This is a genomic window from Pseudomonas sp. Pseusp16 (genome assembly GCF_047324915.1).
GTDB lineage: Bacteria > Pseudomonadota > Gammaproteobacteria > Pseudomonadales > Pseudomonadaceae > Aquipseudomonas > Aquipseudomonas fluorescens_CD.
On the sequence record NZ_CP168522.1, the window covers coordinates 1,748,187 to 1,760,817 of the forward strand.

Annotated in this window: 9 protein-coding genes; 5 read left to right on the plus strand and 4 right to left on the minus strand. The window is 61.4% G+C overall.

All coding sequences use genetic code 11. The features are described from left to right. Nucleotides 1-98: 98 nt before the first annotated feature. The gene (locus ACEN8Q_RS07675; RefSeq protein ID WP_413704893.1) at nt 99-1,106 is read right to left on the minus strand and encodes an Ldh family oxidoreductase; all 1,008 of its coding nucleotides are present in this window, start codon (nt 1,104-1,106) and stop codon (nt 99-101) included. Between the two features lie 372 nt (nt 1,107-1,478). On the opposite strand from ACEN8Q_RS07675, the gene mexE reads away from it, so the two are divergent. From mexE to ACEN8Q_RS07690, 3 genes are read left to right on the plus strand one after another with little or no spacing between them, the layout of a single operon-like run. Then, a complete protein-coding gene (gene mexE, locus ACEN8Q_RS07680) occupies nt 1,479-2,732 on the plus strand; it encodes a multidrug efflux RND transporter periplasmic adaptor subunit MexE (protein ID WP_413704894.1) in 1,254 nt (417 codons plus the stop codon). Between the two features lie 12 nt (nt 2,733-2,744). Further along, entirely contained in the window at nt 2,745-5,924 is a 3,180-nt protein-coding gene (locus ACEN8Q_RS07685) for an efflux RND transporter permease subunit (RefSeq protein WP_413422823.1), read from the plus strand. Then, the gene (locus ACEN8Q_RS07690; protein WP_413422825.1) at nt 5,924-7,345 is read left to right on the plus strand and encodes an efflux transporter outer membrane subunit; all 1,422 of its coding nucleotides are present in this window, start codon (nt 5,924-5,926) and stop codon (nt 7,343-7,345) included. The genes ACEN8Q_RS07685 and ACEN8Q_RS07690 overlap by 1 nt, the downstream gene beginning before the upstream one ends. A 591-nt stretch (nt 7,346-7,936) precedes the next feature. Here ACEN8Q_RS07690 and ACEN8Q_RS07695 read toward each other — a convergent pair. Genes ACEN8Q_RS07695 through ACEN8Q_RS07705 form a run of 3 tightly spaced genes read right to left on the minus strand, consistent with a single transcriptional unit; the run spans nt 7,937 to nt 11,214 of the window. After that, the gene (locus tag ACEN8Q_RS07695) at nt 7,937-8,884 is read right to left on the minus strand and encodes an HlyD family secretion protein (protein ID WP_413704895.1); all 948 of its coding nucleotides are present in this window, start codon (nt 8,882-8,884) and stop codon (nt 7,937-7,939) included. Nucleotides 8,885-8,888: 4 nt separating this feature from the next. After that, the gene (locus ACEN8Q_RS07700; protein ID WP_008001544.1) at nt 8,889-9,089 is read right to left on the minus strand and encodes a DUF1656 domain-containing protein; all 201 of its coding nucleotides are present in this window, start codon (nt 9,087-9,089) and stop codon (nt 8,889-8,891) included. Beyond that, nucleotides 9,079-11,214 (minus strand): FUSC family protein, encoded by a 2,136-nt coding sequence (locus tag ACEN8Q_RS07705; RefSeq protein ID WP_413422829.1) that lies wholly within the window; start codon nt 11,212-11,214, stop codon nt 9,079-9,081. Before ACEN8Q_RS07705 ends, ACEN8Q_RS07700 begins: the two co-directional genes overlap by 11 nt. A gap of 184 nt (nt 11,215-11,398) precedes the next feature. Here ACEN8Q_RS07705 and ACEN8Q_RS07710 point away from each other — a divergent pair, with 184 nt between their 5' ends. Further along, on the plus strand, nt 11,399-12,454 hold the full coding sequence (locus ACEN8Q_RS07710) for a tetratricopeptide repeat protein (RefSeq protein WP_413704896.1): 1,056 nt from the start codon (nt 11,399-11,401) through the stop codon (nt 12,452-12,454). A gap of 45 nt (nt 12,455-12,499) precedes the next feature. Next, nucleotides 12,500-12,622, plus strand: coding sequence for a hypothetical protein (locus ACEN8Q_RS07715; protein ID WP_413422871.1), 123 nt, complete (start codon nt 12,500-12,502; stop codon nt 12,620-12,622). Nucleotides 12,623-12,631: the final 9 nt, after the last annotated feature.

Genomic DNA, 12,631 nt, shown 5'->3' on the forward strand with positions numbered 1-12,631 from the left:
GAGCGAGCTTGCTCGCGATGGACGTCAACGATAACGCGTGTTGCCTGAATGGAAACGTTGTCCTTGCGTTTTTCGCGAGCAAGCTCGCTCCTACTGAATCAGGCGAGCAAGGCCTTGAGGTCGTTGTACAGCGCCTCGGGAATTTGCACGCCCTCCACCAGGCTGCGTACCCGCGCCGCGTAACGTCGTTGCGACGGTAAGCGTGCGCCCTGCCCTTCAATGCCCTCGAACAACGTTTCGGCCCGGGCCAAATGTTCTTCAGTGGCGTCCCCCAGAAAGCGCCGAGGGTCCAGGGCGATGATCAACTCGCCATGGTACGGCGACGACTTGCTGCCCCCGTCGTAAGTCAACGACTCGGCACTGGTCAGGTCACCAATCAGCGGCCCGGCAATCAACTCCACCATCGCCGCCAGCGCCGAACCCTTGTGCCCGCCGAACGTCAGCATCGCGCCGCTGTCGAGCACCACGTTGGCATCGGTGGTCGGCCGGCCCTGGGCGTCGACGCCCCAACCTTCGGGAATCGCCTTGCCGGCACGCCGGTGCAGTTCGATATCACCACGGGCAATCGCGCTGGTGGCGAAGTCGAACACAAACGGATCCTGCCCCGCACGCGGCCAACCGAAGGCAATGGGATTGGTGCCGAACACCGGCAGTCGTCCTCCGGCCGGCGCCACCCAGGCGTGGCTCGGATTACACGCCAGTGCCACCAGACCGGCAGCAGTCAGTTGCTCGATCTCCACCCACAGCGCCGAGAAATGTACACAGCGGTTGATTGCCAACGCCGCAATGCCGTTGGCCCGGGTTTTCTGCGCCAGCAACGGCAACCCCGCCTGAAACGCCAACTGCGAAAAGCCACCGCCAGCATCCACCCGCACAATCGACGGCGCCTGGTCGACCACCTGCGGCTCGGCATCGGCTGACACCTTGCCGGCACGCAGGGAATTCACACACCCCAGAATCCGGTACAAACCGTGGGAGGCACAGCCATCACGTTCGCCAGCAATCACCGTCGCCGCCACCGCTTGTGCGTGGGCCAGATTAAAACCGTTGTGCAACAAGATCGATTCGGCCAACTCACGGGCTTCGATCAGGGTCAGTCGGATCATGGTCATCTCCTTGGACAGACCGGTCAGAGTGGTCCGTCCGAGGCGTTATGGCTTGATGGGTTTGGGCCTTGGCGGTGACGAAATTGGCACAGCGCAGGCAAGCCCACAGCGATTTGGGAACGACAAGGATCCCTGTAGGAGCGAGCCTGCTCGCGAAAGCCGCAACACGGTTCCAAGTCTGACTATTGCATCCAATGCAACACACAATTGTCATCAATCCAGTTGATGACAACCGAACGCAAGGCGCAGGCTAGAGGGCTGGCTTGGGCCTCATATCATTCCGAATGATAGTTACCTTCGCCCCATTCGATTCGTGAGATACAAACCCGCCGCGCATCATTCGCCAATCTCAACACATTGGCGGATGCATCCATGGAACAGTCACTCAAACATTTGCGCTTCCCGTTGGCTTTGTTGGCCGTAGTGGTGATCAGCGCTTGCGGCAAGGCCCCGCAAACTGCCGCCAGCATGCCCGCAGCCAAGGTCAGCGTGGCCAAGGTGCTGGAACAACCGGTCAACGAATGGGACGAATTCACTGGTCGCCTCGAAGCGCCGGAAACCGTCGAGATTCGTCCACGGGTCTCCGGCCAGATCGATGAAGTGGCCTTCACTGAAGGCGCCCTGGTCAAGAAAGGCGACCTGCTGTTCCAGATCGACCCGCGTCCGTTCCAGGCTGAGGTCCGCCGCCTCGAAGCACTGGTTGCTCAATCGCGCGCCAATGCCACCCGCAGTGAAAACGAAGCCCAGCGCGGTGAGCGCCTGCGCACCAGCAACGCCATTTCCGCCGAACTGGCCGATTCGCGTACCAGCGCCGCACAGGAAGCCCGCGCCGCCGTCGGTGCCCTGCAAGCGCAGCTTGATCTGGCTAAATTGAACCTGAGCTTCACCCGCGTCACCGCACCGATCAGCGGCCGCGTCAGCCGTGCGGAAATCACCGCCGGCAACCTGGTGACCGCCGACACGACCCCGCTGACCAGCGTGGTCTCCACTGACAAGGTGTACGCCTACTTCGACGCCGACGAACGTGTGTTCCTCAAGTACACGGAGCTCGCTCGCCAGGGCAAGCGCGGCGCCACCACCCCGGTTTACATGGGCCTGTCCAACGAGGACGGCAACCCGCACCAGGGCGTGATGAACTTCGTCGACAACCAGGTCAACCCGAAAACCGGCACCATCCGTGGTCGCGCCGTATTCGACAACAGCGATGGCAGCTACACCCCGGGCTTGTATGCACGCCTGAAACTGGTGGGCAGCGGTACCTACAGCGCCATGCTGATCAACGATGAAGCGGTCGGCACCGACCTGGGCAAGAAGTTCGTGATCGTGATGGATGGCGACAACAAGACCGCCTACCGCGCCGTGGAACTGGGTCCGAAGATCGAAGGCTTGCGCATCGTGCGCAACGGCCTGAGCAAGGACGACACCATTATCGTCAAGGGCCTGCAACGGGTACGTCCTGGTTCACCGGTCACCCCTGAAGTGATTCCGATGGCCAGCGAACAAACCCTCGCGGCACTCGCACAACAACGCCAAGCGCTGGAAGCCAGCAACCTGCCCCAAGTCGCGCCTGCCAGGGTTGCACCGGGTACGGCTGTGAAACTGGCTGCCACGACCCCACGCGGTTAAGGGATTTCCAAGATGAATTTTTCCCAATTCTTCATTTCGCGGCCGATCTTCGCAGCGGTGCTGTCGCTGCTGATCCTGATCGCCGGTGCGATCTCGCTGTTCCAGTTGCCGATCAGCGAATACCCGGAAGTCGTGCCGCCCACCGTGGTGGTACGCGCCAACTTCCCGGGTGCCAACCCGAAAGTCATCGGCGAAACCGTGGCCGCTCCGCTGGAGCAAGCCATCACCGGCGTCGAGAACATGCTGTACATGTCCTCGCAATCCACCGCTGACGGCAAGATCACCCTGACCATCACCTTTGCCCTGGGTACGGACCTGGACAACGCACAGGTACAGGTACAGAACCGCGTGACCCGGACCGAGCCGAAACTTCCCGAGGAAGTGACGCGCATCGGTATCACCGTGGACAAGGCGTCGCCCGACCTGACGATGGTTGTGCACTTGACCTCGCCGGACAAACGCTACGACATGCTCTACCTGTCCAACTACGCGATCCTCAACATCAAGGACGAGCTGGCGAGGCTGGGCGGTGTCGGTGACGTGCAACTGTTCGGCATGGGCGACTACTCGCTGCGAGTCTGGCTCGACCCGAACAAAACCGCTTCGCGCAACCTGACCGCCACTGACGTGGTAACGGCCATTCGTGAACAGAACCGCCAGGTGGCCGCCGGTGCATTGGGCGCTCCCCCTGCCCCGAATGCGCAAAGCTTCCAGCTGTCGGTCAACACCCAGGGCCGTCTGGTCAGTGAGGAAGAGTTCGAGAACATCATCATTCGCTCCGGCGAAAACGGTGAAATCACTCGCCTCAAGGACATCGCTCGCGTCGAGCTGGGCTCCAGCCAGTACGCCCTGCGTTCGCTGCTGAACAATCAGCCGGCGGTGGCGATCCCGATCTTCCAGCGCCCTGGCTCCAACGCCATCGAGATCTCCAATGAAGTGCGGGCCAAAATGGCCGAACTGAAGAAGAGCTTCCCCGAAGGCATGGACTTCAGCATCGTCTATGACCCGACGATCTTCGTGCGCGGCTCCATCGAGGCGGTGGTCCACACCCTCTTCGAAGCGCTGATCCTCGTGGTACTGGTGGTGATCCTGTTCCTGCAAACCTGGCGCGCCTCGATCATTCCGTTGGTGGCTGTGCCGGTCTCGCTGATCGGTACCTTTGCCGTGATGCACCTGTTTGGATTCTCGCTCAACGCCCTGTCGCTGTTCGGCCTGGTCTTGGCGATCGGTATCGTGGTGGACGACGCCATCGTGGTGGTGGAGAACGTCGAGCGCAACATCGAACTCGGACTGACCCCGGTGGAAGCCACCAAACGCGCCATGCGTGAAGTGACCGGTCCCATCATTGCCACGGCGCTGGTGCTGTGTGCGGTGTTTGTTCCGGCGGCGTTCATCTCCGGCCTGACCGGGCAGTTCTACAAGCAGTTCGCCCTGACCATTGCGATTTCCACGGTGATCTCGGCCTTCAACTCCTTGACCCTGTCGCCGGCGCTTGCCGCGGTATTGCTCAAGGGCCACGACGCGCCGAAAGACCGTTTCTCCAAGGTGCTGGACAAGATTTTTGGCGGCTGGCTGTTCCGCCCGTTCAACCGCTTCTTTGAAAAGGCCAGCCATGGTTATGTCGGCACCGTTGCCCGTGTGATCCGCTCCAGCGGCATCGCCCTGCTGCTGTACGCCGGCCTGATGGTCCTGACCTTCTTCGGTTTTTCCAGCACCCCGACCGGTTTCGTACCCGGCCAGGACAAGCAATACCTGGTGGCCTTCGCGCAATTGCCAGATGCCTCGAGCCTGGATCGCACCGAAGACGTGATCAAGCGCATGTCCGAGCTGGCGCTGAAACAGCCTGGCGTGGAAAGTGCGGTGGCCTTCCCTGGCCTGTCGATCAACGGGTTTACCAACAGCCCGAACGCCGGCATCGTGTTCGTGACCCTCAAACCGTTCGACGAACGCAAAGACCCGAGCATGTCCGCAGGGGCCATTGCCGGTGCCTTGAACGGCCAGTACGCGAACATCCAGGAAGCCTACATGGCGATCTTCCCGCCGCCGCCGGTACAAGGCCTGGGCACCATCGGCGGTTTCCGCCTGCAGATCGAAGACCGGGGCAACCTGGGCTACGAAGAGCTGTACAAGGAAACCATGAACATCATTGCCAAGAGCCACAGCGTTCCGGAACTGGCCGGTCTGTTCACCAGCTACACGGTGAACGTGCCACAGGTCGATGCGGCTATTGACCGCGAAAAAGCCAAGACCCACGGCGTGGCCGTCAGCGACATCTTCGACACCCTGCAAATCTACCTGGGCTCGCTGTATGCCAACGACTTCAACCGCTTCGGTCGCACCTATCAGGTCAACGTCCAGGCCGAACAACAGTTCCGCCTCGAATCCGACCAGATCGGCCAGCTGAAAGTGCGTAACAACAAGGGCGAGATGATCCCGCTGGCGACCTTCATCAAGGTCAGCGACACCTCGGGCCCGGACCGCGTGATGCACTACAACGGCTTCATCACCGCTGAAATCAACGGTGCGGCAGCCCCTGGCTACAGCTCCGGCCAGGCCGAAAAAGCCATCGAGAAACTGCTCAAGGAAGAACTGCCCAACGGCATGACCTACGAATGGACCGACCTGACCTACCAGCAGATCCTGTCCGGCAACACCGCGCTGTTCGTGTTCCCGCTCTGCGTGCTGCTGGCGTTCCTGGTACTGGCGGCTCAATACGAAAGCTGGAGCCTGCCACTGGCGGTGATCCTGATCGTACCGATGACCCTGCTGTCGGCCATCACCGGTGTGATTGCCTCCGGCGGTGACAACAACATCTTCACCCAGATCGGCCTGATCGTACTGGTGGGCCTGGCGTGCAAGAACGCGATCCTGATCGTCGAGTTCGCCAAGGACAAACAGCTCGAGGGCCTCAACCCGCTGGCTGCGGTCCTCGAAGCCTGCCGCCTGCGTCTGCGGCCGATCCTGATGACCTCCTTCGCGTTCATCATGGGTGTCGTGCCTTTGGTGTTCTCCAGCGGTGCCGGTGCCGAAATGCGTCATGCCATGGGTGTGGCGGTGTTCTCCGGGATGCTCGGGGTGACCTTCTTCGGCCTGTTGCTGACGCCAGTGTTCTACGTATTGATTCGTAACTTTGTCGAGCGCGGCCAGACACGCAAAGCTGCCAAGGCCAACCTGAAGCTGGAGTCGCACTGATGAGTTTGAAAGCGTTCCTGCCGAGCCTGCTGGCACTGGCCTTGAGTGCCTGTGCCGTGGGCCCCGACTACAAGACTCCAACCACCGAGGCGGCCAACATCACGGCCGCCACCGATGGCGCCGCCGGCCAGAAGAACTTTGACCGTTCACATTTCGAAGGCATCTGGTGGCAACAGTTCGAAGACCCGACCCTCAACCAGTTGGTGACGCAATCACTGCAAGGCAACCGCGATCTGCGCGTTGCCTTCGCCCGCTGGAAAGCTGCGCGGGCGATCCGCGATGACGTCAGCAACGACGCCATGCCGACCATCACCAGCCGCGTCAGCAGTGACCTGGGCAAAGGCCAGATCCCGGGCCAGACCACCAAGCGGGTCAACAGCGAACGCTATGACCTGGGCCTGGACATGGCCTGGGAGATTGATCTGTTCGGTCGCATCCAGCGCAACCTGGAGTCGGCCAACGCCGAGCAACAGGCGTTCGAAGCCGACCTGTACCAGCTGCAAGTGACCATGATTGCCGAACTGGTGGACTCCTACGGGCAACTGCGCGGCGCGCAACTGCGGGAGAAAATCGCCCTGGCCAACCTGGAAAACCAGCGCGAGTCGCGCAAGATCACGGTCAGCCTGCGTGATGCCGGCGTCGGCGACCAGCTCGATGTGGAGCGTGCCGACGCGCGACTGGCGTCGGTTGAAGCCAGCGTGCCGCAACTGCAGGCCGAACAGGTGCGGCAGAAAAACCGTATCGCCACCCTGCTGGGTGAACGTCCGGACAAGCTGACCGTGGACTTGAGCCCCAAAGACCTGCCGGCGATTGCCAAGGCCTTGCCGATCGGCGATCCGGGCGAGCTGCTGCAACGCCGTCCGGACATCCTCAGCGCCGAACGCCAACTGGCTTCGGCCACCGCGCGTATCGGCGTGGCCAAGGCGGATCTGTTCCCTCGGGTCAGCCTCAGCGGCTTCCTCGGCTGGACCGCCGGACGTGGTTCGCAGATTGGTTCTTCGGCGGCCAACGCCTGGGCGCTGGGCCCGAGCATCACCTGGGCCGCGTTTGACCTGGGTAGCGTAAAAGCCCGCATACGTGGCGCCGACGCCGATGCCGAAGGCGCCCTGGCGACCTACGAGCAGCATGTGTTGCTGGCCCTGGAAGAATCGGAAAACGCCTTCAGCGACTACGGCAAACGCCAACAGCGCCTGATCTCGCTGATCCGTCAGAGCGAGTCCAGCCGCTCGGCCGCCGACCTCGCGCAAATCCGCTACCGCGAAGGCACGTCCGATTTCCTCGTGCTGCTCGATGCCCAGCGAGAACGCCTGGCGGCCGAAGACACCCAGGCCCAGGCTGAAGTGGACCTGTATCGCGGCATAGTCGCGATCTACAAGGCCCTCGGAGGTGGCTGGCAGCCGGAGACGGTCGCGAGCAACTGACCCGATGCCTTAAAGCGCTCCTTTGGTTGGCCGCAACCAACCAATTTCCTTGCCCTGCGTCTCATTCGGTCGCGGGGCTTTTTTTGCCTTTGCAGACAACGCAAATCCCTTGTAGGAGCGAGCTTGCTCGCGAAAAACTCGAGGGCGCCGCGTTTTTTCAGGGCTCCCGCGTCATCGTTGTCGACCATCGCGAGCAAGCTCGCTCCTACAGGGTTGGCCGCAACTAACCAATTCCTTAGCCCTGCGTCTCATTCGGTCGCGGGGCTTTTTTTTGACTTTGCAGACAACGCAAATCCCTTGCAGGAGCGAGCTTGCTCGCGAAAAACTCCAGGGCGCCGCGTTTTTTCAGGGCTCCCGCGTCATCGTTGACCACCATCGCGAGCAAGCTCGCTCCTACAGGGTTGGCCGCAACCAACCAGTTTCCTTGCCCTGCGTCTCATTCGGTCGCGGGGCTTTTTTTTGCCTTGTCCAGGCAACGCATATCTCTTGTAGGAGCGAGCTTGCTCGCGATGGACTCAAGAGCGCCGCGTTTAGTCAGTTAACACGCGACATCGTTAACGACCATCGCGAGCAAGCTCGCTCCTACAGGGATCAGGGGTGTTCCTGGACGGTCACCGTCGCGGTGGTCCCGGCGCGCAATTTGTCTTTACCGGCATAATCGGCATCGATCTCGATCCGCACCGGCACCCTTTGTGCCAGTTTGACCCAGGTGTAACTGGGGTTGATATTCGCCAGCAATCGTCCGCCCGGCAGGTTTTCCCGGTCGGCGATGGCGAAGGCAATGCTCTGCACTTTGCCGCCGAACGTTTCGCCACTCATCAACTCGATCTTGACCCGGTCGCCCTCCCCGATCCGCGGCAGCTTGGTTTCTTCAAAGTAACCACTGACATAGAACGAATCGCTGTCCACCAGTGCCAGCAATGGACCGCCGGCCGAAGCGTAGTCGCCCTCCCGGGTCAGCAGATTGGTGACGTAGCCGGTCACCGGGGAGACGACGTGGGTACGCTGCAAGTCGAGCTCGGACTGGGTCAGTGCCGCGATGGCCAGTTGCACGTTGGCCTGGGCCAACACCAGATTGGCCTGATTACGCAGCAGGTCAGCCTGGGCCACCGACACATCGGTGTTGGCTTTTTCCCACTCTTCGCCGGAAATCGCCGAACGATCCTTGAGCGTGCGCCGCCGTTGTTCCTCGCTCTGACGTTGCTTGAGCAAGGCTTCGCTGGCGGTAATGTTCGCCTGGGCCTGCCCGAGCGAGGCTTTCGACACCTCAACCGCACGTTTGGCATGTTCCACTGCCAGCGTGTAACGCGCCGGATCGATCTCCAGCAGCGCCTGGCCTTTGTTCACGTGTTGGTTGTCCTGCACGGCCAGACTGACGATCCGCCCGGAAACATCGGCGGACAAGGTCACCACATCGGCACGCACCCGGGCATCCCGGGTCCAGGGCGCACGGGTGTAATGCTCCCAGGCGAACCAGCCCAGGATAACCGCCAGCAGCACCACCGCGACCGTCGTGAGTCGGGAAAGGATGTTCTTCAAGGCATCAGGCTCCCATCACCAGTATCAACGTGGCGCAGACACAAACGTACAACGCGCCTTCGAACAATGCCTCATGCCAGACAAACTGCAGCACACCGAGACGGCGCAACGTCCAGTCCAGCAACAGGAAAATCGGCAGGCCCAACAGCAGCGCCTGAGCAATCGGGGGCAGATAGGCACCACCCACTTCCAGATCAATGGGCAAGGACAGGGTCTCCTTCAAGGCCAGCGGGTTGAAAGTAGCCGCGATACCGCTCGACGAACGACACCACGATCAGCAGCGCCACACGCATGCGGAACACCGACCACAAGCGCTCATGAACATCGGTATGCAGGGCATCCAGTTCGTCGCCCAAGGCGCGCAGGTTGTCGAGTACCTGCGCCACTTCGACTCCGGGCCGGCCGGCAACCAGCCTTCCGGTGTCCCGGACGGTCGAAAACAGCCGACTTTGCAGATCCGCACTCAACAGTGCGTTGTTCTGCCCCTGCTGCCGCAGCTGATTCAAGGCAATACCCAGTGCCATGCAGCCCAGGCTGGTTTGAAACCGCTCACGCGATTGTGGCTCCTGGGTCGCTGGCAGCAGCCCCAGCATCATGGTCAGGCGATCAACCATTCGACTCTCGAAAGCAAACTGCTGTTCATCGGTTGCCGAGGTTTTCAGCAAGGCATACACCTGCTCGCAGTTCTCTCTATGCAGCCGGCGCATGCGCAAGTCCGGCATGAACGGAAAGATCAGCACATACACACTCAACGCGAGCACGGTCGCGCAGGTATAAGCCCCGGCAAATTCGAACCACTGGGTCGCGGTGTTTTGACCGATCCCCACGTTCAACGGTCCGAGCAGCAGAAAAGTCGTGAGCCCCAGGCCCATGCCGGTACCGGTAGTGGGTGGACTGGCCAACCCCACTGCAACGGCATAGAGCAAGGGCGCCAGCAGCAAGGCAAGCATCTCGAAATTGCTGATCATCGGAACAAACATGAACTGAAGGAGCGCCGAGGCCACCAGCGCCAGCACGAATCCCCGCGCATAGCTTTGAACGGCCAGCAGCGGCCGGGGAAACGTCGACATCAGCGAGCACAGGATACCCAGCAGCACCATGCCGGCTCGTGCACCGTCCCAGCCGGTTTCGATCCAGATCAGGCCGGCGATCAACAGCGCGGAAAAGGCCCGGATGGCATTCATGGTCGCCAGGGTGAAGTCCAGGTGCAGCGGATTTTCGCGCCCGCGAAACACGCTGCTGGCGGGTCGTCCGCTCTGGATGGCATCACTCAACTCCAGAATCTGCTCAAGCTGCTGTAGCAGGCGTGCCTGCTCCCAGCGCAGCGACCAGGCCAGCGAGCGCAAGGTGGCCGGCAGCGGCTCGGTCAATTGTTCGGCTCTGTAGGCCAGCTCATCAAAGCGTTGTTGCAACGACGTGAAGTAATGGCGCTGTTCACTGGACAGCGATCGCCCCTTACGCGCCAGTTCATCGAGAAAGGCCAGTTCCTCGGCGCGCAACCGTTGAATTTCTTCAGGCAGTTCGCCCTCCCAGCGCTCGGTCAACAGCAGGCGCTGGTGGCGCAGAGCTGTCAGGCGCGCGGTCAACAACACCAATTGGTTACCCAACAGTTGCACCAGGCCGTTGGCACTGCGTAACCGTGGCGCATCGAAGTACATGTGTCGGCGTACGCCCTCCAGGCCGCTGATCTGGCCCAGCAGCTGCATTTGCCGCAGCTGAAAGTCAGCTTCGCTCTCTTCAGTGCGGATGACCGCGCTGGCATGGGTGGCCAGCAACCGGGTGATCTGATCGATCCTGGCGAAGTAATCCCGGGCCACGGCTTCCGGCCTGGCGGTGAGCAGGCTGACCACACACACGCAGGCAACCGCCAGCAAGGTTTCGGTGAGGCGGGTCACCGCCAGCAAAAAGGTACCGTCCTGATCGGGAATCGCCAGCAACGCGATGACCACGGCGGTGTAGCCACTGAGCACGAACGCCCCGGAACTGGTGTAGCGCAACAGCGTGCCACCGGCGGTGCACAGCGCCAGCCACAACGCCAGGGTGGTGATGAACGGCAGCGGCGCCTGGGGAAAGATCGCCATGATCAACACCGCCACGGCCGCGCCCGCCGTGGTGCCGATCACCTGGCCAAAACTGCGGGCCAGCACCATGCCGCCCAGTGGCTGGCTGATGATGACCACGGCCATGATCGACCACTTGGGTTGCTCCAGATCGAACAAAAACGCCAGGTACAGGGTCAACAACCCGGCCGCCATGGTTCGCAAGGCAAACAGCAATACCCCGGGGCCGGGGTTGAGAATGGCCTTGAAGTACTGCAACAACGCTTGCATGGGAACACTCGTCGAGACGCCTCCAGCAAGCGTAGTCACTGCAGCGGGGCCTCGACAGGTTTTGCCGTCGACACCGCTTGCAGGCCCATTGAATCGTCAGTGAACGTCGTCAAGGTTTGACTCAAAGCCCGGCCTGACCGAAGCTGGCGCCTTTGCAAAAGTTAGCCAGCTTCCGGATTCCTGCATGCCCAAGTCCCGCCGCTATCTGTTTATCAGCCTCTTCGCCCTGCTCGTCATCGGCCTTGCGTGGTTTTCCCTGCGCGATACCACCCCGATGGTTCCCGAAGCTATTCAGCGTGGCTACAGCGAAGCGCTGGCGGCTGCCCGGGCCGGTCAACCAGGTGCTGCGCGGGTGCTCTATCAGCAGTTGGGGCGTGCGGACCTTCCCCCCAAGCGCCGTGTCTGGTTGCATGCCGAGTTGCCCAATTATCCAAGCTCGGTGGCCCTGAAGCTGGCGAATGCCGACTTGCAGAACGAGTCGCCCGAGGTGCGAATCGCCGCGATCAGGAGCATCAGCGGCCTGGTACCGAACGGCCAGCGCAGTTTATTGCTGGGGCCATTGCTCGATGACAGCGAACAAAGCGTGCGGCTGGCCGCGATCAACGCGCTGCTGGGTTTGTCCCCGGATGAACTCGGTTTGTATTTCGGGCCGCTGGAGCAAGCCATCGATGCCTGGGAGCAAGTGCTCAAGAGTGAGCCGCAAAACGCCGACAACCAATACCAACTGGCCCGGCTGCACCTGCACAACGCCGAGCTCAAGGACGCGCAACAGGCGCTGGACAACACCCTGCGCCTGGCGCCGGACAACCTTCCGGCGCTGGTGCTGCAAATCGAAGTGCTGGACAAACAGGGTCAGAACGACGCCGCCCGGCAACTGCTGGCCAGGCAGCTCCAGGCGCAACCCGATTCGGCCTACCTGCAACATGCCCTGGGTCTCTGGTTGCTGCATCACGACCAAAGCGAGTTCGCCCTCCTCGGCCTGTCCAGGGCCGTTGAACTTGAGCCGAACAACCGGGATTACCGCTACGACCTGGCCACCACGTTGCATGTCGAGCAGGAACTGGATGCGGCACAGAAACAGTTGCAGGAAATCGTTCAGCGCCATCCGAACGATCGCAAGGCCCGGGTGCTGCTGATCAATTACTGGAAGGAAAGCGGGCAGCTGCAAAACGTGCAGATCCTGTTGGCCCAACTCGAACAGATGAACCCCGATGATCCGGCATTGCAACAAGGGCTTTGACCTCGACTGACATTTCGTTGAGCCGATGTCTCGACCAAGGGTCAAGTGAACAGGCAGCTCGTCGCAGCAGCGCGCGGCGGCTTCCTCGATCCGGAAATGCAGATGATCACCAAGCCATTTACCTTCGATCTGTTGACAGCGAAAGTGCGGGAGATAATCAGCGCCTGAATGCGAGTG